Origin of the sequence: uncultured Polaribacter sp. (assembly GCF_947503855.1) — a bacterium.
GTDB lineage: Bacteria > Bacteroidota > Bacteroidia > Flavobacteriales > Flavobacteriaceae > Polaribacter.
The window spans coordinates 32,143-53,395 of the sequence record NZ_CANNFF010000005.1 but is presented as its reverse complement, the minus strand read 5'-3'; the positions used below and the strand labels follow the sequence as shown (position 1 = coordinate 53,395).

Here is a 21,253-nt window from a genome sequence, read left to right as displayed (position 1 = left end):
TTTTTACTTTTATCAAATGAAAATAGAACATGTATTCTTTGATTTAGATCATACTTTGTGGGATTTCGAAAAAAATTCTGAATTAACTTTCCAAAAAATATTTAGCAAAAATAAAATTCATTTAAAAATAGAAGATTTTTTAGAGGTTTATAAACCCTTAAATTTAAAATTTTGGAAATTATACAGAGAAGAAAAAGTGACTAAAGAAGAACTAAGATATGCTAGACTAAAAAACACTTTTGATGCTGTAAATTATAAGGTCTCGGATGCTTTAATTGATAAGATTGCCATTGATTATATAGATAATTTATCTACTTTTAATCATCTTTTTGAAGGTACTTTTGAACTATTAGATTATTTAAAAGAAAAATACACATTACATATAATAACCAATGGTTTTCAAGAAATACAAAGTAAAAAAATGATGACTTCTAATATTCATCATTACTTTAATCAAATAATTACATCAGAGTCTGTGGGTGTAAAAAAACCAAATCCTAAAGTCTTTTTACATGCTTTAGACACTGCAAAAGCAACCGCTAATAACTCTTTAATGATTGGCGATAGTTTAGAAGCAGATATACAAGGTGCCTTAAATGTTGGTTTAAAAGCAATACACTGTGTTTTTGACGATTTAACCCCTACAGATAAAAATATTACCTCAGTTAAAAGCCTGTTAGAAATTAAACAATATCTTTAGCCATAATTACGTTTAAAATCTAACAAATATCCTTTTATGAAGTCCCTTAGAAATATATGCATATTATGTTGCATTTTTTTATCTATTTCTTGTTCTAAAAACTTAGATTTTAATCAATTAGATGATTATACAAACAATCCTGAGTTTATTTCATCCATAACCTATTTTACTTTAGATTCAAATAATTTTATACCTAATGCAGGGACACCTAATGTAACAGAAATTACAGAACAGTCTGATTTTAGAATTTTTGAAAATACTTTTATTAAAAATAATTTAATCAAATTAGATTTTATGGTTGAAGTTAACAACCAGTTTAATAGAGATTTTACAATAGAAATTTCTTTATTAAATGATAATAACAATTTGATCTATAAATTAAACGACTTTAAAATTGCTGCTAATGATACAGATTTTAATCAAATTGAAAGTATAGATGTTTTGATAAATCAAATTGTTAAAAACTTTACTAGAATAGAATTGAAAATTAGTTTAGACGATACTACAACTCCAATTACAGCCTCAGATTTAGGAACTTTTGAGTTTAAGTCTGCAGCAAAAGTATATTTAGAAACCTCTTTATAGTGTGAAAAAAATTTTTCTAATTATTATTTTACTGCTTTCACTTTCAGTAAATGCTCAGAACAAGCAGGTTTTATATGATTTTAACAATTTACCACAAACGCTATTGTTAAATCCTGGTATTGAAACGAATTATAAATATCATGTGGGTGTGCCATTATTATCGGGTTTTTCTACAGAAATCGGCTCTACAAATTTTGTGCCTTCAGATATATTTTCGGTAGATAACTTATCTATCAATGATAAAGTTGCAACAGTTTTAAACCGTTTAAAAACCAGTGATTATTTAAAACTGAATACACAAATAGAAATTTTAAATGCAGGTTTTAGGTACAATGACAAAACATATTTTAGTTTTGGTTTTTATCAAGAAATAGATGCCATTGGCTATTATCCAAAAGACGTTTTTACATTAGCAAATGAAGGTAATGGAGCATTTTTAAATAAGAGTTTTGATATTTCTCAACTATTATATAAAGTAGATTTTTTAGGTGTAATTCATGCAGGTATTACTCAAAAAATAAGTGATAAATTAACGCTAGGTGGTAGATTTAAAATTTACTCATCTGCTTTAAACTTACAATCCACAAATAACTATGGAACCTTTACGACAAATGAGGGGAATAACAATATTTATGTACATTATTTAGACAATGTAAATGTAAACCTACAAACATCTGGCTTGGTTAGTGATAATGAATATATAGATGATCCATCAACGTATTTAAAAAACACTTTTTTAGGAGGTAATTTAGGAATTGGTTTAGATTTTGGCTTTACGTATCATGTTAATAAACAACTACAAATATCTGGTAGTTTGTTAGATGTTGGTTTTGTAAATCATAGTAAAAACATCAAAAATACGGTTTCAAAAGGTAGTTTTACTTTTGAAGGGATAGCTTTAGATTATAATTCTAATAGAAATTATTGGCAAGAATTAGATACAGCTGTTAAACAACAATTACCTACAACAGACAATCAAGATTCTTATGTTTCTTGGAGACCTGCAAAATTTAATGCAGCAGTTAAATATAGTTTTGGTGAAAGAAGAAGTAAATATTGTTATGATAATACCTATAAAGATGTTTATACAGATGCTTTTGGAGCACAGTTATACTCAATTTTTAGACCTTTAAATCAGCAATTTGCATTAACTGGTTTTTATGGGAAAATGATAACCAATAATTTGCATACAAAAGTTACCTACACTTTAGATAATTATTCTTTTAGTAACATTGGGGTTGGTATTTCTACACAAATCTGGAAGATTAATTTCTATGGAATTATAGATAATTTACTAAATTATTCCGATATTTCATCTTTAAATAATCTTTCTATCCAATTTGGATTTAATTTAATAATTAATTAGAATGAAAAATAAAATAGTATTTGTAATACTTGTTCTTATAAGTTTAATTACAGTTGCACAAGAAAAAAAAGTAAGTAATTTTACATATATAATTGTACCTACAAAGTTCGATTTTTTAAAGGAGGTAGATCAATACCAAACAAGCTCTTTAACCAAGTTTTTGTTAAAAAAGAACGATTTTACGGCTCTTTTAGATTCAGAAGATTTTCCAGAAGATCTAAAAAATAATAGATGTAAGGCATTAACAGCTTCATTAACAGACGCTTCTTCATTTTTAAAAATAAAGCTAAAGTTAGAATTAAAAGATTGTTTTGGTAAAGTATTGTTTGCCTCAGAAGGAGAAAGTAAAAAAAAGGAATTTAAAAAAGGGTATCAAGAAGCGATAAGAAATGCACATAAATTAATGGAGGATATAACTTATACGCCACTTTCTAAGAAAGAACAAATAAAAGAAACTAAAATTAAGTGGATAGATACACCTGTTAATACTGTTATTAAAAAGGAAGTTTTACAAGAGGATTTATCACTAAAAAAAGTGGTTAAGAAACCAGAACCTACAGACGTTGTTTTATATGCGCAACCAAAAAAAAGTGGCTTTCAATTAATTAATTTAAAGCCAGAAGTTGTTTTTATTATTTTACATACAAACATTAAAGATGTTTATGTAATTAAAGATAAAAATGGTTTATTGTATAAAAAAGAAACAAAATGGGTAGCAGAATATTATGAGAATGATCAGTTAGTAATGAAGCAATTTGAAATTAAATTCTAATAATCGTATCTGTTTTTCCATCTAGCTTTAAGAATTTCTCTAAACTGATTTTCTCTAGCATTTTTACCAGGTTCATAAATTTTGGTTCCACTAATTTCATTAGGTAAAAACTCTTGTTCTACAAAGTTATTAGGGTAATTATGAGAATATTGATAATTTTTACCATACTCTAAATCCTTCATTAATTTTGTAGGTGCATTTCTTAAATGCAGAGGCACAGATAAATCGCCTGTTTTTCTTATTAAGTTTTGTGCTTCTCCAATTGCCACATAAGAAGCATTACTTTTAGCAGAATTAGCTAAATAAACTGCACATTGGCTTAATATTATTCTAGCTTCTGGATTTCCAATAACACTTACTGCTTGAAACGTATTATTAGCTAAAATCAGTGCATTCGGATTGGCATTTCCAATATCTTCAGAGGCTAAAATTAGCATTCTTCTTGCTATAAATTTTACATCTTCACCACCTTCAATCATTCTAGCTAACCAGTAAACAGCTGCATTTGGATCGCTACCTCTTATAGATTTTATAAAAGCAGAAATAATGTCATAATGCTGTTCGCCAGTTTTATCATACCTAGCTGTATTTTTCTGAATTTTAGCTAAAACCAACTCATTTGTAATTTCTATCTGATCTTCAGTAGAAACTAACAACTCAAAAATATTCAATAATTTTCTAGCATCACCACCAGAAACCTGTAATAAGGCATCTGTTTCTTTTAATTTTATTTTTTTTGAGGCTAATAAAGAATCCTCTTTCATAGCTCTATGTAGAAGAGCAATTAAATCTTCTTTGTCAAAAGAATTTAAAATATAAACCTGACATCGAGAGAGTAGGGCAGGTATTACTTCAAAACTAGGGTTTTCTGTAGTGGCTCCAATTAAAGTTACCCATCCTTTTTCTACAGCACCTAATAAAGAATCTTGTTGAGATTTGCTAAATCGATGAATTTCATCAATAAATAAAATAGGATTTTTTGCCGTAAATAAACCACCACTTTTTTTCGCTTTTTCTATAACCTCTCTAACGTCTTTAACTCCAGAACTAATAGCGCTTAAAGTATAAAATGGTCTTTCTGACACATTCGCAATAATATTTGCAAGGGTAGTTTTACCAATTCCTGGGGGGCCCCATAAAATTAAAGATGGAATAATTCCTTGTTTAATTAAATTTGTTAAAACACCGTTTTTACCAACTAAATGCTGTTGACTAATATAGTCTTCTAATGTTTTAGGTCTAATTCTTTCTGCCAAAGGTTCATTCATATGGTAAAAATAGCAAAGTTTTTATGACAGAAGTAGTATTTTTTTACTTTGGTAATATATTTGTTATTTTTATTTTATGAGTGATGAACAAGTTTTACATAATTCTAAACTAATTTTTTTAATTCCATGTACCTATGTATTTGTTATTTGGTTTATTTATTGGGTAGAAATACAATTTCATTTCAATTTTAATAAATTTGGAGTGTATCCAAGAGATTTAGTTGGTTTAAGAGGTGTTTTCTTCACTCATTTTATACATAGTGATACGAATCATCTGTTTAACAATTCTATTCCTTTATTTGTTTTGCTATCAAGTCTTTTTTATTTTTATAAACAAGTTGCTTATAAAGTACTTTGTTATGGTGGGCTTTTAACAGGTTTATTAACTTGGATGATCGCAAGAGAATCCTACCATATAGGTGCAAGTGGCATCGTATATCTTTTATTTAGTTTTGTGTTTTTTAGTGGAATTATAAGAAAACACTACAGATTAGTAGCGCTGTCGTTAATAATAATTTTTTTATACGGTAGTATGGTTTGGTATGTATTACCAATAAAAGATGTCATGTCTTGGGAAGGCCATTTATCTGGCTTTTTAGTAGGATTTATTTTTGCTGTATTTTACAGAAAAATAGGGATTACAAAAAAAGAATATCAATTCTCTAATACTGATTTTGATTTATTATTCGATGAAAACGGAAATTTTTCTTCTCCAAAAATTGAACAAGAAGTAGAGGAGGGGCAAGTAAATGATAAAGAATAATTTATTTTTATTGTTACTTACCGCTTATTGCCATTCTTTGTCTTACAGTTTCGTATAAAAAGGCACCACAAGCCACAGAAACATTTAATGAAGCAATTTCACCAAGTAAAGGTAATTTAGCTTTATAATCTACCATTTTTAGGATAGATGGGTTTACACCTCGATGTTCAGAGCCCATTATAATTGCAATAGGTTCCTTATAATCTACATCATATACAGAAGACGTTGTTTTTTCTGTTGCAGCAACTGTTTTTATTTCTGATGCTTGTAAAATAAATAATGCATCTTTAATATGATCTACTCTACAAATAGGCACTTTAAAAGCAGCTCCAGCAGATGTTTTTATCGTTTCAGCATTTACAGGTGCACTTCCATTTTTTTGAATAATTATTCCATGAACACCTGTACATTCTGCAGTTCTAATAATTGCACCAAAGTTTCTAACGTCAGATATTTGATCTAATAACAAAAAGAGTGGAGTAGCATCACTTTCTAAAGTTTTATTGATTAGAGTTTCTAAATCGTGAAACTCTATAGGGGATATTTGTGCAACTGCCCCTTGATGATTTTGGTTTTTAGAAAGACGATTCAACTTTTCTACAGGTACAAGACTTGTAGTTAACTTATTTGTTTTGATAAGTTTATCCAATTCATAAAATAAATTACCACGTAAGCCTTTTTGTAAGTATATTTTATTTATTGTTGAGCCACTTTCTATTGCCTCAATAATAGCTCTAATTCCAAAAATATTAGTCATTTCTGTTTTCATGTTGCAAATGTATGCTAATTATATAGCAAAAAAAACCATCAACTAAGATAGTTGATGGTTTTTTTATTTATCATTAAAAAATATTATCTGTTAGCGTTTACGCTTTCGTCAATATTTTCATTTGCATCAATTTCTGCTTGCGGTACTTTTAAGAAAAATCTTTTATCATCTGCTTCTAAACTTGCAGCTCCCTTAATTCTTTGGTTTCCAGTTCTTGTAATGCCTTTTCTATAACGTTTAGCATCAAACCACTCAACACCAATTTCAGCATATAATTCTTTTCTTCTTTCTACTAAAATTTCTTCTAATAAAGCTGCACCTGTATTAGTAGATTTTACTGCTAAAGGATCTCTATTAGATTGTAAAGCAAAAAGTATATTATGAGCACCTGTAGGGTCTCCATTATGATATTTTGCCTCAGCTTCAACTAAAAGCATTTCTGCAGTTCTAATAATTGGATGATCTGAATCAAAATTAAATGTAAATTTTCTAGAAATGTAGTGTCTATAATCCGTATCAGCCACACCATAAGCATTTAAAAATGTATTTCTAATGTCCGTAGATGAAAATAAATTCACAAAATCATTGTTAAAGTATGTAGCAGCATAAGATAATACATAATGATCTGTATGTGCATGTGGTGCACCCCAATAATAATTTGATTGATCTAAACTTTGCGCACTACCCCAAATCCATTCTGAATCAGAAATGTCGTTAAATCCATTTGCATAATTTGCATTTAAAACACTAGAAGCTGTTCCACCTCCATAAGCTTTCTTTGCTGCATCTTCTGCACCCTGCCAGTTACCCGTAGTTTGGTAAACTCTAGCTAAAATACCATAAGCAACATTTTGATTAATATAAGATTTTCCAAGTCTATCAGAAGTTAAATTCTGAGTAGCATATGTTAAATCATCTAATATTAATGTATACATTTCATTTAATGTACTCATTGGCTTACCTTCAGTAGATAACTCAGTATAAATTGGAGGTGCTGGTAATGAAGCGTCAAATGTATATGTATGTTGAAACTCCATTGCTAATTGGAAATAGAAAAATGCTCTAATAGCTTTACCTTGACCAATAATTTCTTTTTTATCTAAGTCTGATAAACCTGTTGAAGCTTCAGCACCGTTTATTAAGTTATTAGCTTGATTTATCATGTAAAATGAATAGTTCCAAGTAAAACCTACACGTCTATAAGTTGGTTCACGATTATCATTTTCATAGTCAAATGAAAACCAAGTTGCACGCTGTATAATATCATTTCCTTTTACAGTTCTTGCATAGTAAATAGAATTTACTCCTGCTGCATCTGTAGCAGTAAATTGACCTCTGAACCTTCTCATGATACCAGATACAAAAGCATCAGCACCAGTTCTAGAACCAAATATAACTGAAGAAGTTACAGATGCAGTTGGTTCTGGATCGTTTAAAAATTCGTCACCACAACTTAACATTGAAAATGTTAATGATAGGATGAATAGTAATTTTAAATTAATTTTTTTCATTTTTTTATATTTTATAATTCTAAGTTAAGACCTAAAGAAAATATTCTTTGATTAAAAGATCTATTGTTTGTTGTACCGGCTAAACTTTGTTCAGGGTCAATACCTTTATGACTCTGAAAAGTAGCTAAATTATCCCCTTGAAAATATACTCTTAATCTGTTTAATCCTATATTTCCTGCAATGTTTGTTGGTAAAGTATAACCTAACGTTAATGCTTTCACTCTTAAGAAATCATTTTTAAATAAAAATCTTGTAGATGTTGCGTTAAAATCATTTTGGCTATTTTGTAAACGTGGAATATCTGTTATATCTCCAGGGTTTTGCCATCTGTTTACTACATCTACAGAGGCTGCTCTACCAACTTGTTCAAACCCACTCATTAATGCTGCATAAGTACTGTCATACACATAAGCACCAACACTAAAGTTCATTAAAATATTTAAATCAAAATTACCATATTTAAAAGTGTTTGTTATACCACCTTGAAAATCAGGTAAAGATTCTTTTCCTGACTGATAACGAGTTGCCACAGCATAATCATTTGTAGTTAACTTATTTCCAGTTGGTTCTCCAGTTGTAGCATCAAGTTCATCAATAGACCATAAAGCTTCACCTGTTGCTGGATCAACACCTCTGTATTCTCTTATAAAAAATTCATATAAAGATGTACCTTCTTTCCATCTTTTAGTACCATTAATAAATGATTCTTGTGTCAATTCAGTAATTTCATTTTTAACAAAAGAAATATTAAAGTTAGATGACCATTCAAAATCACCGCTTGAAATATTTATTGTATTTAAGTTAACTTCAATACCAGAGTTTTTAATAGCTCCAACATTGGTAGTGATACTAGTATTACCAGTAGAACCAGGTAGTGGTTGATCGTATAATAAATCTATAGATTCTTTTGAAAAGTACTCAACACTACCACTAATTCTGTTATTAAATAATCCAAAATCTAAACCAACGTTAGCTGAAGATGTTTTTTCCCATGATAATAACGGATCACTTACAGAACCTAATACTACTCCGGTATTTGTTAATTCGTTCCAACCTGTATTAAATAAAGATAAGTAAGGGAAATATCCAATACCTCTATTATTACCTAATTCACCATAAGATGCTTTTAATTTTAAGTAATTTAATATTGAATTATCAGATAAAAAGTTTTCTTTCGATACAATCCAAGAACCACCAACAGAAAAGAAATCACCAAATCTAGTTTCTTCAGAAAACCTTGTTGAACCATCACGTCTGTATGAACCTTCTATAAAATACTTATTATCATAGTTATAAGAAGCTCTAGCTAAATAACTCTCTAATCTCTCTTCGTTTAAAAAGCCTCCAACTCCTTCTGGGGTTGTACTACCATTTAATACTTTAACATTTGGTAAAAATCCTACACCTTGAGCGTCAAAACCTTCAATTTTTAGTTTGTATGCTTCATGAATTAAACTTGCAGAAACGTTGTGTGCTTCCCCAAATGTTTTGTCAAAATTTAAAGCATTAATGATATTTAAAGTAGATGTAATGTTTCTTGTTTGAGATACACGACCTCCAACATTTGCTGCATAACCAAATTCATTATGAACATATCCAAAGCTATCATACAATACTTTTTCAAAACCAACTGTAGTTTTAAAGTTTAAATAGTCAGTAAAATTAATTTGAACATTACCATTAGCTTGTATGTTATCTCTTGTATTTAAGTTAACGTAGTTAAATAAAGATCCATAAGCATTTTCACCTTCAAATACTGCTCTAGTACCATTTAAAAGTTGACTAGAATTATTACCATAATCATATATAGGATTTCCAAAATTGTCTGGTATAATTACACCATCCACATCTCTTCTATACAAAGGGTATACTGAAGAAACAGAAGTTGTCCACTGAACTGCAGATTGATAAGAAGTTCCTGATTGTGTTGGGTTATTTTGTTTTGAAGTAGAATAAGATGAGTTGAATCCTAATTGTAACCAATCTTTAACTTTAGAAGTTATATTTAATCTTGTCGTAATTCTTTCAAAATCTGATTCAGAAATACTACCTTCTTGATCTAAATAATTTACAGAAAAGAAATAAGTAGAAGATTCAGAACCACCAGAAGCGGTTAAACCATGTTCGTTTCTAATTGCTGCATCGTTAAATAATAAGTCTCTCCAATTTGTTTCCCATAATTTATTAGAAGTAACTAAGTTACCATTAATATCTACTGGATTAGGAACACTTGGTCCATAAGGATTATAACCAAAACCAGAAATTAAATTATCTGTTGCGGTTTGTGCAGCTGCTGCTGCAGTAGCACCATTTACATAAACTTCACTGTTTTTCATTGCTTCCCAAGTATAACGCATTTGGTCGTCTGTATTTAACAAAGCATGCTGTTCTACTGCTTGATTTGCAAATCCTGTAGAAGTTCTAAAAGTAATTTTAGTAGCTGAATTTAGTTTACCTTTCTTAGTATTAATAAGAATAACACCATTTGCACCTCTAGATCCGTATAAAGCTGTAGAAGAGGCGTCTTTTAATACGTTCATAGACTCAATTTGATCCGGACTAATTGAGTTAATGTTACCATTATAAGGTGTGCCATCTAAGATAATTAATGGGGACGCGTCAGCGTTTATAGATCCCACCCCTCTAATTCTAATTGTTGGGTTATCACCAGGTTGACCACCAGCTGATACAATATTTACACCAGGTACAGTACCCTGTAAAGCATTGGTTACAGAGACTACTTGTTGTTTTTCAATAACATCATTAGCAACTACTGCAACAGAACCAACAATTGATTCTTTTGTTTGAGTACCATAAGCAACAACTACAATTTCATCTAATATAGTGTTGTCTGCTTTCAATACAACATTAATTTGGTTAGAATCAGAGATTTTTCTTTCCTCTTTCTTATATCCAATGTAAGAAAAACTTAAGATATCACCAGCTTTTACTTTAATTGTATACTTACCATTAAAATCAGTTTCTGTACCTTTTGTTGTTCCTTTTACGATTACACTTACTCCGGGTAAACTTCCAGAATCATCCGAAACTGTTCCGGAAATTGTTTTCTCTTGTGCAAACGATATTTGCACTACCAACGCCAGTAATAGCGTTAAAATTCCATTAAACTTTGTCTTCATTTGTATAATTATTTGAATTAATTAATGTCAAAAGTCTTAAATTAATCTTAAATAAACAATTTTTTAACATTAAAAAGTTTAATTAAGTTCAAAATTTTATGATTATCATATTTTTGTGGGTGATAGTTTTTACATTAAAATATATTAACCCAATTAATTAATAATTGTGTATTCTTGAAACTTATAGAGCTATTTAAATTACCAGGTACAGCTGCTGTGATATTTATTTGCGATGTTTTGGTATTAAAGAGGTAGCCCAATCCAAAAGCAAATAGTTTTTCTTTTTTATTAATTGTTTCAAAAATTGCGAAGTCAGTAATTGAATATAAATAGGATTTTTGTGATGTTAAGTATCTAAATTCTATATTTTGAGTGGTATAACTTTTGCTAAAAATACTTTGTATTGCATACCCTCTAATTGAGTTTGGGCCACCTATTCTAAAAAGTTCATTGAATAAATAACTTTTAGAATTTAGAATACCTACTTTGTTTTTTAGATATATAAAGCTTCTATCACTTAGTTTTAAATAATGTTTTATTGTTGTTTCTATTTTTGTTTGGTTTGTTGTTTTACTTAAGTTTTTTCTTTTTCCAAAACCAGTTTCAATTCCAAAATAAACCCTGCTATCTCTTAGAAAATAGTTTTGTTTGTCATTGTATTGGTATCCTACTCCAGTTAAAAATGTATTGAAAGATTCTAAATTGTTTTCAATGTTTGTTCCAGTTAATTTTTCTGATTTTTCATTATTGATAAAAAAAGACAATTCAGATTTATAGTTAATGACGTAATTTAGTTTTATATTGAATAATGAATTTAGAAAAGTGGAGTCTTGTTTGTAAATAGAGAATTTTATTTCTGGAGATATTTTTGATTTAAATATGAAGGGTGTTTTAGTTTTTATTGCAAGTTCCTGTCTTTCATCACCATAATTATTCCATTTTAAATTAAAGCTTTCTCCTTTATTTAATATGTTATTTAATTTTAAGTCTAAATATCCGTTAAAGTCAACACCTCCATTTTCTTTGGTAGAGAAATTTACAAGCCCATCAAAACTATTATTGTTTTGTTTTTTTAAATACATATATATAATAGTAGAATCTTTTGTAAAGAGAACTTCGGGTTTTTTAATTTCTTCTACAAAATCGAGAGATCTTGTTAAGTTAGATATAGAGTTTAGTTTCTTATTATTAAAAAGAGAGTTTTCGTCTAACTTGAAATAGTTTTTTAAAAATGATTTTGGAAATTTATCATATCCTCTAACTATAACTTTGTTAATTTTTCTTTGTTTCGATTGATTAATTTTTAATTGAGAAATTAATGTGTCGTTTTTAATTCTACTATTTTCTAAAACTAGTTTTGTAAACGAGTTTCCTTTTGCTTCAAAATTTGCCGATAATAAATTTAGAGTCTTTTCTAATTCAGATATTTTTATAATGAGTTCCTCTTTTCTTGGATCTTCAAAACTAATTTTCGCAAAATTTATTTTTTCATTAAAAATTATATAAGCAATTGTTTTTTCTTTTCTTTTGATTATACTATCAATCTTATTTAAAAAATATCCGTCTTTTTTTATTTTAGATAAATATTTCATTATTTCTCTAGATAAGCTAATACTATCTACATGCTTTTTTTTGTAGTCATATTTATATGTAAGCAAAGAGTCTTGTTTTTTGCTAGAAGTAATTTTTAGTTCAATTTCTTGCGAAAAAAAATTTGTAAATGCTGATAAGCTTAGTAAAAAAGTAAAAAAAAGTATTTTTTTTCTGCCCAAAATGCTCGTTCTGTTTTAGTGTCAAATGTATGTTAATTGCCTTAATTTTATAAATAAAAAAGGTTTTTTAAAAAATAACTCACTGATATTTGAATAATTAGAAATTAGTTGTACATTTGCAGACCCTTAAAATTAAGGGAATGTTTAATATAAACGAAAAACAGTAATTATTTAGTATGCCAACTATTCAACAATTAGTTCGTAAAGGAAGAACCAAAATAACTAAGAAGAGTAAATCGGCTGCTTTGTCGTCTTGTCCTCAAAGACGTGGAGTTTGTACTCGTGTTTATACTACAACGCCAAAGAAACCTAACTCAGCAATGCGTAAAGTTGCCAGAGTTAGATTAACAAATGGTAATGAGATAAATGCGTACATTCCAGGAGAAGGACATAACCTACAGGAGCACTCGATAGTATTAGTTAGAGGTGGAAGGGTAAAAGATTTGCCAGGTGTAAAATATCACGTAGTACGTGGTGCATTAGATACTGCAGGTGTTGAGGGTAGAACCCAACGTAGATCTAAGTACGGAGCAAAACGCCCAAAAAAGTAAAGTATTAATTAACTTTTTTAATGTAAAGACATGAGAAAAAGAAGAGCGAAAAAAAGAGTCCTTTTACCGGATCCAAAGTTTAATGACCAGTTAGCAACACGTTTTGTTAACAATTTAATGTGGGATGGTAAAAAGTCTGTAGCGTTCAAAGTTTTCTATGATGCACTAGATATCGTAGAAGAAAGAAAAGGAGAAGAAGAAAAATCAGCCTTAGAAATTTGGAAAGATGGTTTGTCAAATGTAATGCCTCACGTAGAAGTAAGATCTCGTAGAGTAGGTGGTGCAACGTTTCAAATTCCAATGCAAATTAGACCAGACCGTAAAGTGTCTATGGCTATAAAATGGATGATTTTATACGCAAGAAAGCGTAATGAAAAAACAATGGCGCAACGTTTAGCAGCTGAAATATTAGCAGCAGCTAAAGAAGAAGGGGCAGCCGTTAAAAAGAAAACAGATACTCATAAAATGGCAGAGGCTAACAAAGCATTCTCTCACTTTAGATTTTAATAGAAATGGCTAGAGATTTAAAATTCACAAGAAATATAGGTATTGCAGCTCATATTGATGCTGGTAAAACCACAACAACAGAACGTGTACTGTATTATACTGGTGTTTCTCATAAAATTGGAGAAGTACACGATGGTGCAGCTACAATGGACTGGATGGAACAAGAGCAAGAAAGAGGTATTACAATTACCTCTGCAGCTACCACTTGTACATGGCAGTTTCCTTTAGAAAATGCACAACCAACTCCAGAAACAAAAGGATATCACTTTAATATTATCGATACTCCGGGACACGTAGATTTTACAGTAGAAGTAAATAGATCTTTACGTGTACTAGACGGTTTGGTATTTTTGTTTTCAGCAGTTGATGGTGTTGAACCACAATCTGAAACAAACTGGAGATTAGCAGATAACTATAAAGTTCCAAGAATCGGTTTTGTAAACAAAATGGATCGTCAAGGATCTGACTTTTTAGCTGTTTGTCAACAAGTAAAAGATATGTTAAAGTCAAATGCAGTACCAATTGTTTTAAATATTGGTGATGAGGATGAATTTAAAGGTATCATAGATTTAGTGAAAAACCGTGCTATTATTTGGCATGATGAAACTCAGGGTGCAACATTTGATGTTGTAGAGATTCCTGAAGATATGAAAGAAGAAGCTCGTAAATATCGTGCACTTTTAATTGAAGAAGTAGCAAGTTATGATGAGAATCTTTTAGAAAAATTCATGGAGGATGAAGATTCTATTACAGAAGAAGAAGTGCATGCTGCATTAAGAGCTGCTGTAATGGATATGGCTATCATTCCAATGATTTGTGGTTCTGCATTTAAAAATAAAGGTGTTCAGTTTCTTTTAGATGCTGTTTGTCGTTATTTGCCATCACCTTTAGATAAAGAAGGTATTGTAGGTGTAAATCCAGATACAGATCAAGAAGAATTACGTAAACCAGATGTTAAAGAGCCGTTTGCGGCATTAGCCTTTAAAATTGCAACAGACCCATTTGTTGGTCGTTTAGCATTTTTTAGAGCGTATTCAGGTCGTTTAGATGCTGGTTCTTACGTTTTAAATAATCGTTCTGCAAAAAAAGAACGTATCTCACGTATTTATCAAATGCATGCGAATAAGCAAAATGCAATTGATTATATTGAAGCTGGAGATATTGGTGCAGCTGTAGGTTTTAAATCAATTAAAACTGGTGATACATTATCTGATGAAAAGCATCCTATTGTTTTAGAATCAATGGATTTTCCAGATCCAGTAATTGGTATTGCTGTAGAGCCTAAAACAAAAGCAGATGTTGATAGATTAGGTATTGGTTTAGGTAAATTAGCAGAAGAAGATCCAACTTTTACAGTTAGAACAGATGAGGCTTCAGGACAAACTATTATATCTGGTATGGGTGAGCTTCACTTAGATGTAATTGTAGACCGTTTAAAGCGTGAGTTTAAAGTAGAAGTAAATCAAGGTCAGCCTCAGGTTGAGTATAAAGAAGCTATTACTGCTGCTGCAGATCATAGAGAGGTATATAAAAAGCAATCTGGTGGTCGTGGTAAATTTGCAGACATTGTATTTACTATGGAGCCTGCAGACGAAGGTGTTCAGGGTTTACAATTCGAATCGATTATTAAAGGTGGTAACGTTCCTAAAGAATTCGTGCCATCTGTAGAGAAAGGTTTTAAAGAAGCAATGAAAAATGGTCCATTAGCAGGTTATGAAATGGATTCTATGAAAGTTACTTTAAAAGACGGTTCATTCCACGCGGTAGATTCAGATCAATTATCTTTTGAGTTAGCAGCTAAACTAGGTTTTAAAGCCGCAGCTAAAGCAGCTCAAGCTAAAATTATGGAGCCCTTAATGAAGTTAGAAGTACTAACTCCAGAAGAAAATATGGGTGACATCGTTGGAGATTTAAATAGAAGAAGAGGTCAAGTAAACGACATGAGCGATAGAGCAGGATCAAAAGTGGTAAAAGCTTTAGTTCCTTTATCTGAAATGTTTGGTTATGTTACTGCTTTAAGAACAATGTCTTCTGGTAGAGCAACTTCTACGATGGAATTTTCTCATTATGCAGAAACTCCCTCTAATGTTTCAGAAGATGTAATTGCAAAAGCAAAAGGATAACCTACTAAATTATACAAGATGAGTCAAAAAATTAGAATAAAATTAAAGTCTTACGATTACAATTTAGTAGATAAATCTGCTGAAAAAATTGTAAAGACGGTAAAAAGTACTGGTGCTGTAGTAAACGGACCAATACCTTTGCCAACACATAAAAAAATATTTACAGTATTGCGTTCTCCGCACGTAAATAAAAAATCAAGAGAGCAATTTCAATTAGCTGCTTACAAAAGATTATTAGATATTTATAGTTCTTCTTCAAAGACTATTGATGCTCTAATGAAACTTGAATTACCAAGTGGTGTTGAAGTGGAAATTAAAGTGTAATGCAACGTTACTTTTCTTGAGAAAAGTGTGAAGTTGATTACATACCGATCTTGATTTAGAATCTAAATTAAAATCAAAAAGTACATAACTTTCGGTTTAATTTTGTTAAACCGAAAGTTTTTAATACTTTTGCAACCCGAAATAGAGTAGGGTTAGGCTGTTTCTGAATTAAATTTCAGTAATGGTAACATGTCCAGAGCGTTTCGCGAAGGAAAAACGGAAAAACAAAATCAGCGTTGAATTTGTTTTGCGCTGTTTTTTTTGAAAGAAACTCAAAGGATTTTAGAAACTATCGTTTCAAAAAAATAATATTAATTAGACGCGCTGGAAAATTTATCTATTCGTCTAAAATTTTAACTAAATGTCTGGGTTAATAGGAAGAAAAATTGGAATGACCAGCTTATTTGATGAAAACGGGAAAAATATTCCTTGTACAGTAATTGAAGCAGGTCCATGCGTTGTTACCCAAGTCAGAACCGAAGAGGTTGACGGATACAATGCGTTGCAACTTGGTTTCGATGACAAAAAAGCAAAAAGTTCTAACAAAGCGTTAGATGGTCACTTTAAAAAAGCTGGCACAACTGCTAAGAAGAAAGTCGTTGAATTCCAAGGGTTTGAAGAAGAGTACAAACTTGGAGACTCTATTACAGTAGAGCACTTCGTAGAAGGAGAGTTTGTAGATGTTTCTGGAGTTTCTAAAGGAAAAGGTTTTCAAGGTGTAGTAAAACGTCACGGATTTGGTGGGGTTGGTCAAGCTACACATGGTCAACATAACCGTTTAAGAGCACCAGGTTCTATTGGAGCTGCATCTTATCCTGCAAGAGTATTCAAAGGAATGCGTATGGCAGGAAGAATGGGTGGAGATAAAGTGAAAGTACAAAACTTAAGAGTATTAAAAGTAGTTGCTGAAAAGAACCTACTTGTTGTTAAAGGAGCTGTTCCTGGACACAAAAATGCTTTTGTAACTATTCAGAAATAATGAAAGTAGCAGTTTTAGATATTACAGGAAAAGATACAGGTAGAAAAGTTGAACTTTCTAAAGATGTATTCGGAATTGAGCCTAATGATCATGCTATTTATTTAGATGTAAAACAATACTTGGCAAACCAACGTCAAGGAACACATAAATCTAAAGAAAGAGCTGAAATATCAGGTTCTACAAGAAAGATAAAAAAACAAAAAGGTACTGGTACTGCAAGAGCAGGTTCTATCAAGTCTGGTGTTTTTAGAGGTGGAGGTCGTATGTTCGGTCCAAGACCAAGAAATTATTCTTTTAAATTGAATAAAAACTTAAAGCGTTTAGCACGTAAGTCTGCTTTAAGTATACAAGCAAACGATAAAAATTTAGTTGTTGTAGAAGATTTTAATTTTGAAAATCCAAAAACAAAAAACTTCGTTAATGTTTTAAAAGCATTACAGTTAGATACTAAAAAATCTTTGTTTGTTTTAGATAATGAAAATACAAATGTGTATTTATCATCACGTAATTTAAAAAACTCTAAAGTAATCAAAGCTTCAGAAATTAATACTTATGGTGTTTTAAACGCTAATAAAGTAATTATTACAGAAGGATCTTTAGAAGGTATTAATACAAACTTAAGCAAATAGGGATTCATGAGTATTTTAATAAAACCTATTATTACGGAAAAAGCTACAAACGATAGTGAATTATATAATCGTTATGCGTTTGTTGTAGATAGTAACGCTAATAAAGTAGAAATCAAGCATGCTGTAGAAACAGCTTATGGTGTTTCTATTTCTAGTGTAAAAACTTTAAACTATCCAATTAAAAGAAATACAAAGTTTACTAAAAAAGGTTTAGTTACTGGTATTAAAAGCGGATACAAAAAAGCTATTGTACAATTAGCAGAAGGAGAAAGTATTGATTTTTATAACAATCTTTAAGAAAGACAAAAATGTCAGTTAGAAAATTAAAACCAATAACACCAGGTCAGCGTTTTAGAGTTGTAAATGGGTTCGACACCATAACAACTGATAAGCCGGAAAAAAGTTTACTTGTTCCGAAAAAAAGATCTGGAGGTCGAAACAATCAGGGAAGAATGACAACACGTAATATTGGTGGTGGTCATAAACAAAAATACCGTCTTATCGATTTTAAAAGAGATAAGCAAGGTGTTCCTGCAACAGTAAAAACAATAGAGTACGATCCAAATCGTACAGCTTTTATTGCACTATTAAGTTATGCTGATGGAGAAAAGCGTTATGTAATTGCACAAAACGGTTTAAAAGTAGGTCAAACAGTTATTTCAGGAGAAGGTGTTGCACCAGAGATTGGAAATGCAATGACATTAAATGAAATTCCTTTAGGAACTACTATTTCTTGTATAGAATTACGCCCTGGTCAAGGTGCTGTTATGGCACGTTCTGCAGGTTCTTTTGCACAGTTAATGGCAAGAGAAGGTAAATATGCAACGGTTAAATTACCTTCTGGTGAAACAAGATATATCTTGTTAACTTGTATGGCAACAATTGGAGTTGTATCTAATTCAGATCACCAATTACTTGTTTCTGGTAAAGCGGGTAGATCTAGATGGTTAGGTAGAAGACCAAGAACAAATGCAGTTAGAATGAACCCAGTAGATCACCCAATGGGTGGTGGAGAAGGACGTTCTTCTGGAGGTCATCCAAGATCTAGAAACGGTATACCTGCTAAAGGATTTAAGACTAGATCTAAGACAAAAGCTAGTAATAAGTATATTTTAGAACGTAGAAAGAAATAATAAGTTATGGCAAGATCATTAAAAAAAGGACCTTACGTTCACTATAAATTAGAGAAAAAAGTGTTAGCTAATGTAGAAGCTGGTAACAAAACAGTAATTAAAACTTGGTCAAGAGCAAGTATGATTACACCAGATTTTGTAGGGCAAACAATTGCAGTTCATAATGGGCGACAGTTTGTACCAGTATATGTTACAGAAAACATGGTAGGGCACAAATTAGGCGAATTTTCACCAACTCGTTCTTTTAGAGGACACGCTGGTGCAAAAAATAAAGGTAAAAAATAGTAGGCAATGGGAGTTCGTAAAAAAAATATGGCAGATCAGTTAAAAGAAGCTAGAAAGCAACGTGCTTTTGCAAAGCTTACTAACTGTCCTACATCACCAAGAAAAATGCGTTTAGTAGCAGATCAAGTAAGAGGTGTAGAAGTTGAAAAAGCACTACAAATCTTAAAATTCAGTCCTAAAGAAGCATCTAGAAATTTAGAAAAATTGTTAATGTCTGCAATTGCAAACTGGCAAGCTAAAAACGAAGATGCAACAATAGAAGATGCTGGATTATACGTAAAAACTATTTGCGTAGATAGTGCAGGAATGTTAAAAAGACTAAGACCAGCTCCACAAGGACGTGCTCATAGAATTCGTAAGCGTTCTAATCACGTTACTTTAGAGTTAGGAAGTAAAAATTTAAGTAATTAATCTAAGTAGAAATGGGACAAAAAACGAATCCAATAGGAAATCGATTAGGAATCATCAGAGGTTGGGAATCTAACTGGTACGGTGGTAATGACTACGGAGATAAAATTGCAGAAGATGATAAGATAAGAAAGTATATTCATGCTAGATTATCTAAAGCAAGTGTATCAAGAGTAATTATAGAGCGTACTTTAAAACTTGTAACCGTTACTATCACTACAGCACGTCCAGGTATCATTATTGGTAAAGGAGGTCAAGAGGTAGACAAGTTAAAAGAAGAGCTTAAAAAAATTACGGGTAAAGAAGTTCAAATTAATATTTTCGAAATCAAACGTCCAGAATTGGATGCAAGATTAGTAGCAACAAGTGTTGCTCGTCAAATAGAAAACAGAATTTCTTATAAGAGAGCAATTAAAATGGCAATTGCTGCAACTATGCGTATGAACGCTGAAGGAATTAAAATTCAAATTTCAGGACGTTTAAACGGTGCTGAAATGGCACGTTCAGAGCATTTTAAAGAAGGTAGAATTCCTCTTTCTACTTTTAGAGCAGATATTGATTATGCTCTTGTAGAGGCTCATACTACATACGGAAGATTAGGTGTGAAAGTATGGATCATGAAAGGCGAAGTTTATGGTAAAAGAGAATTATCTCCTTTAGTAGGATTGTCTAAGAAGCAATCTGGTGGTAAAGGTGGTGATAGATCTAAACGTCAACCTCGTAGAAGAAAATAATTTTTAAATTAGAAATTAAAAATGTTACAGCCAAAAAGAGTAAAATACCGTAAGGTACAGAAGGCGAAAGGGAATATGACTGGGAATTCTCAAAGAGGAAACCAACTATCTAATGGTATGTTTGGTATCAAATCTTTAGACCAGAACTTATTAACTTCACGTCAAATTGAAGCAGCTCGTATCGCGGCAACACGTCATATGAAAAGAGAGGGGCAACTTTGGATTAAAATATTTCCAGACAAGCCTATCACTAAAAAGCCTTTAGAGGTACGTATGGGTAAAGGTAAGGGTGCACCAGATCATTTTGTTGCAGTAATTAAACCAGGTAGAATTTTGTTTGAAGTTGGTGGAGTACCAATGGATGTTGCAAAGGAAGCTTTACGTTTAGCTGCACAGAAACTTCCTGTAAGAACGAAGTTTGTGATCGCAAGAGATTTTGATATTAACGCTTAATTCTATATATAATGAAACAATCAGAAATCAAAGAATTATCTATAGCCGATCTTAATGAAAAGCTTGGAGCGTTGCAAAAGAATTATACTGATCTTAAGATGGCTCATGCAATAACTCCTTTAGAGAACCCATTGCAATTGAGAAGCTTAAGAAGAACTGTAGCAAGAATTGCAACAGAATTAACAAAAAGAGAATTACAATAATTCTATAGTCAGTTTTAAAGATGGAAAAAAGAAATCTTAGAAAAGAGAGAATTGGTGTTGTTTCTAGTAACAAAATGGAAAAATCTATTGTTGTTTCTGAAACTAAAAGAGTAAAACACCCAATGTACGGAAAGTTCGTATTAAAGACTAAGAAGTACGTTGCACACGACGAACAGAATGATTGCAACGAAGGAGATACTGTTAGAATCATGGAAACAAGACCTATGAGTAAATCTAAACGTTGGAGATTAGTAGAAATCCTAGAAAGAGCTAAATAA

Annotated in this window: 24 protein-coding genes; 19 read left to right on the top strand and 5 right to left on the bottom strand. The window is 30.9% G+C overall.

What is annotated here, in order from left to right:
- Positions 1-16: 16 nt before the first annotated feature.
- From Q0662_RS05370 to Q0662_RS05355, 4 genes are read left to right on the top strand one after another with little or no spacing between them, the layout of a single operon-like run.
- Positions 17-700 (top strand): YjjG family noncanonical pyrimidine nucleotidase, encoded by a 684-nt coding sequence (locus Q0662_RS05370; protein ID WP_298947924.1) that lies wholly within the window; start codon positions 17-19, stop codon positions 698-700.
- 36 nt (positions 701-736) lie between these two features.
- On the top strand, positions 737-1,285 hold the full coding sequence (locus Q0662_RS05365; protein ID WP_298947923.1) for a hypothetical protein: 549 nt from the start codon (positions 737-739) through the stop codon (positions 1,283-1,285).
- A gap of 1 nt (position 1,286) precedes the next feature.
- Complete coding sequence (locus Q0662_RS05360; RefSeq protein ID WP_298947922.1) at positions 1,287-2,651, top strand: DUF5723 family protein; 1,365 nt, start codon at positions 1,287-1,289, stop codon at positions 2,649-2,651.
- A gap of 1 nt (position 2,652) precedes the next feature.
- Entirely contained in the window at positions 2,653-3,423 is a 771-nt protein-coding gene (locus Q0662_RS05355; RefSeq protein WP_298947921.1) for a hypothetical protein, read from the top strand.
- Here the strand turns inward: Q0662_RS05355 and Q0662_RS05350 are convergent.
- Positions 3,420-4,691, bottom strand: coding sequence for a replication-associated recombination protein A (locus Q0662_RS05350; protein WP_298947919.1), 1,272 nt, complete (start codon positions 4,689-4,691; stop codon positions 3,420-3,422). The two genes, Q0662_RS05355 and Q0662_RS05350, sit on opposite strands and share 4 nt — an antisense overlap.
- Before the next feature lie 76 nt (positions 4,692-4,767).
- Between Q0662_RS05350 and Q0662_RS05345 the strand changes: the two genes are divergently transcribed.
- Complete coding sequence (locus Q0662_RS05345; protein ID WP_298947918.1) at positions 4,768-5,454, top strand: rhomboid family intramembrane serine protease; 687 nt, start codon at positions 4,768-4,770, stop codon at positions 5,452-5,454.
- 13 nt (positions 5,455-5,467) lie between these two features.
- On the opposite strand, the gene rlmB is transcribed toward Q0662_RS05345, so the two are convergent.
- From rlmB to Q0662_RS05325, 4 genes are all read right to left on the bottom strand, one after another.
- Entirely contained in the window at positions 5,468-6,223 is a 756-nt protein-coding gene (gene rlmB, locus Q0662_RS05340) for a 23S rRNA (guanosine(2251)-2'-O)-methyltransferase RlmB (RefSeq protein ID WP_298947916.1), read from the bottom strand.
- A gap of 83 nt (positions 6,224-6,306) precedes the next feature.
- Positions 6,307-7,734 carry a RagB/SusD family nutrient uptake outer membrane protein gene (locus Q0662_RS05335; protein ID WP_298947914.1) on the bottom strand — a complete coding sequence of 476 codons (1,428 nt, stop codon included), beginning with the start codon at positions 7,732-7,734 and terminating at the stop codon, positions 6,307-6,309.
- 11 nt (positions 7,735-7,745) lie between these two features.
- Positions 7,746-10,874 carry a TonB-dependent receptor gene (locus Q0662_RS05330; protein WP_298947912.1) on the bottom strand — a complete coding sequence of 1,043 codons (3,129 nt, stop codon included), beginning with the start codon at positions 10,872-10,874 and terminating at the stop codon, positions 7,746-7,748.
- Between the two features lie 134 nt (positions 10,875-11,008).
- A complete protein-coding gene (locus Q0662_RS05325; protein ID WP_298947910.1) occupies positions 11,009-12,532 on the bottom strand; it encodes a hypothetical protein in 1,524 nt (507 codons plus the stop codon).
- Between the two features lie 290 nt (positions 12,533-12,822).
- Between Q0662_RS05325 and rpsL the strand changes: the two genes are divergently transcribed.
- The 14 genes from rpsL to rpsQ all read left to right on the top strand — a co-directional run bounded on the left by rpsL (position 12,823) and on the right by rpsQ (position 21,253).
- On the top strand, positions 12,823-13,197 hold the full coding sequence (gene rpsL / locus Q0662_RS05320) for a 30S ribosomal protein S12 (protein WP_018943587.1): 375 nt from the start codon (positions 12,823-12,825) through the stop codon (positions 13,195-13,197).
- 30 nt (positions 13,198-13,227) lie between these two features.
- Positions 13,228-13,704, top strand: a complete 477-nt coding sequence (gene rpsG, locus Q0662_RS05315) for a 30S ribosomal protein S7 (protein WP_298947907.1) — start codon at positions 13,228-13,230, stop codon at positions 13,702-13,704.
- Positions 13,705-13,709: 5 nt separating this feature from the next.
- Positions 13,710-15,827 (top strand): elongation factor G, encoded by a 2,118-nt coding sequence (gene fusA / locus Q0662_RS05310; RefSeq protein WP_298947905.1) that lies wholly within the window; start codon positions 13,710-13,712, stop codon positions 15,825-15,827.
- 18 nt (positions 15,828-15,845) lie between these two features.
- Positions 15,846-16,151: a 30S ribosomal protein S10 gene (rpsJ, locus tag Q0662_RS05305; protein ID WP_068363283.1), complete on the top strand. Its 306-nt coding sequence runs from the start codon at positions 15,846-15,848 to the stop codon at positions 16,149-16,151.
- 361 nt (positions 16,152-16,512) lie between these two features.
- A complete protein-coding gene (gene rplC / locus Q0662_RS05300) occupies positions 16,513-17,130 on the top strand; it encodes a 50S ribosomal protein L3 (protein ID WP_298947902.1) in 618 nt (205 codons plus the stop codon).
- Complete coding sequence (rplD, locus tag Q0662_RS05295; RefSeq protein WP_298947900.1) at positions 17,130-17,759, top strand: 50S ribosomal protein L4; 630 nt, start codon at positions 17,130-17,132, stop codon at positions 17,757-17,759. The genes rplC and rplD overlap by 1 nt, the downstream gene beginning before the upstream one ends.
- 6 nt (positions 17,760-17,765) lie before the next feature.
- Positions 17,766-18,056, top strand: coding sequence for a 50S ribosomal protein L23 (gene rplW, locus Q0662_RS05290; RefSeq protein WP_298947898.1), 291 nt, complete (start codon positions 17,766-17,768; stop codon positions 18,054-18,056).
- A gap of 11 nt (positions 18,057-18,067) precedes the next feature.
- Positions 18,068-18,892 (top strand): 50S ribosomal protein L2, encoded by an 825-nt coding sequence (gene rplB, locus Q0662_RS05285; protein WP_298947896.1) that lies wholly within the window; start codon positions 18,068-18,070, stop codon positions 18,890-18,892.
- 6 nt (positions 18,893-18,898) lie between these two features.
- On the top strand, positions 18,899-19,177 hold the full coding sequence (gene rpsS, locus Q0662_RS05280; protein WP_015482224.1) for a 30S ribosomal protein S19: 279 nt from the start codon (positions 18,899-18,901) through the stop codon (positions 19,175-19,177).
- A 6-nt stretch (positions 19,178-19,183) separates the two neighbouring features.
- Positions 19,184-19,588, top strand: a complete 405-nt coding sequence (gene rplV / locus Q0662_RS05275) for a 50S ribosomal protein L22 (protein WP_298947893.1) — start codon at positions 19,184-19,186, stop codon at positions 19,586-19,588.
- An 11-nt stretch (positions 19,589-19,599) separates the two neighbouring features.
- The gene (gene rpsC / locus Q0662_RS05270) at positions 19,600-20,319 is read left to right on the top strand and encodes a 30S ribosomal protein S3 (RefSeq protein ID WP_298947891.1); all 720 of its coding nucleotides are present in this window, start codon (positions 19,600-19,602) and stop codon (positions 20,317-20,319) included.
- 21 nt (positions 20,320-20,340) lie between these two features.
- Positions 20,341-20,772: a 50S ribosomal protein L16 gene (rplP, locus tag Q0662_RS05265; RefSeq protein ID WP_298947889.1), complete on the top strand. Its 432-nt coding sequence runs from the start codon at positions 20,341-20,343 to the stop codon at positions 20,770-20,772.
- A gap of 11 nt (positions 20,773-20,783) precedes the next feature.
- A complete protein-coding gene (gene rpmC, locus Q0662_RS05260; protein WP_077809829.1) occupies positions 20,784-20,975 on the top strand; it encodes a 50S ribosomal protein L29 in 192 nt (63 codons plus the stop codon).
- 20 nt (positions 20,976-20,995) lie between these two features.
- Positions 20,996-21,253 (top strand): 30S ribosomal protein S17, encoded by a 258-nt coding sequence (gene rpsQ / locus Q0662_RS05255; RefSeq protein ID WP_298947886.1) that lies wholly within the window; start codon positions 20,996-20,998, stop codon positions 21,251-21,253.

Coding starts and splice junctions, on each gene's coding strand:
- Q0662_RS05370 (WP_298947924.1), top strand. CDS start 17: ATGAAAATAGAACATGTATTCTTTGATTTAGATCATACTTTGTGGGAT.
- Q0662_RS05365 (WP_298947923.1), top strand. CDS start 737: ATGAAGTCCCTTAGAAATATATGCATATTATGTTGCATTTTTTTATCT.
- Q0662_RS05355 (WP_298947921.1), top strand. CDS start 2,653: ATGAAAAATAAAATAGTATTTGTAATACTTGTTCTTATAAGTTTAATT.
- Q0662_RS05350 (WP_298947919.1), bottom strand. CDS start 4,691: ATGAATGAACCTTTGGCAGAAAGAATTAGACCTAAAACATTAGAAGAC.
- Q0662_RS05345 (WP_298947918.1), top strand. CDS start 4,768: ATGAGTGATGAACAAGTTTTACATAATTCTAAACTAATTTTTTTAATT.
- rlmB (WP_298947916.1), bottom strand. CDS start 6,223: ATGAAAACAGAAATGACTAATATTTTTGGAATTAGAGCTATTATTGAG.
- Q0662_RS05335 (WP_298947914.1), bottom strand. CDS start 7,734: ATGAAAAAAATTAATTTAAAATTACTATTCATCCTATCATTAACATTT.
- Q0662_RS05330 (WP_298947912.1), bottom strand. CDS start 10,874: ATGAAGACAAAGTTTAATGGAATTTTAACGCTATTACTGGCGTTGGTA.
- rpsL (WP_018943587.1), top strand. CDS start 12,823: ATGCCAACTATTCAACAATTAGTTCGTAAAGGAAGAACCAAAATAACT.
- rpsG (WP_298947907.1), top strand. CDS start 13,228: ATGAGAAAAAGAAGAGCGAAAAAAAGAGTCCTTTTACCGGATCCAAAG.
- fusA (WP_298947905.1), top strand. CDS start 13,710: ATGGCTAGAGATTTAAAATTCACAAGAAATATAGGTATTGCAGCTCAT.
- rpsJ (WP_068363283.1), top strand. CDS start 15,846: ATGAGTCAAAAAATTAGAATAAAATTAAAGTCTTACGATTACAATTTA.
- rplC (WP_298947902.1), top strand. CDS start 16,513: ATGTCTGGGTTAATAGGAAGAAAAATTGGAATGACCAGCTTATTTGAT.
- rplD (WP_298947900.1), top strand. CDS start 17,130: ATGAAAGTAGCAGTTTTAGATATTACAGGAAAAGATACAGGTAGAAAA.
- rplW (WP_298947898.1), top strand. CDS start 17,766: ATGAGTATTTTAATAAAACCTATTATTACGGAAAAAGCTACAAACGAT.
- rplB (WP_298947896.1), top strand. CDS start 18,068: ATGTCAGTTAGAAAATTAAAACCAATAACACCAGGTCAGCGTTTTAGA.
- rpsS (WP_015482224.1), top strand. CDS start 18,899: ATGGCAAGATCATTAAAAAAAGGACCTTACGTTCACTATAAATTAGAG.
- rplV (WP_298947893.1), top strand. CDS start 19,184: ATGGGAGTTCGTAAAAAAAATATGGCAGATCAGTTAAAAGAAGCTAGA.
- rpsC (WP_298947891.1), top strand. CDS start 19,600: ATGGGACAAAAAACGAATCCAATAGGAAATCGATTAGGAATCATCAGA.
- rplP (WP_298947889.1), top strand. CDS start 20,341: ATGTTACAGCCAAAAAGAGTAAAATACCGTAAGGTACAGAAGGCGAAA.
- rpmC (WP_077809829.1), top strand. CDS start 20,784: ATGAAACAATCAGAAATCAAAGAATTATCTATAGCCGATCTTAATGAA.
- rpsQ (WP_298947886.1), top strand. CDS start 20,996: ATGGAAAAAAGAAATCTTAGAAAAGAGAGAATTGGTGTTGTTTCTAGT.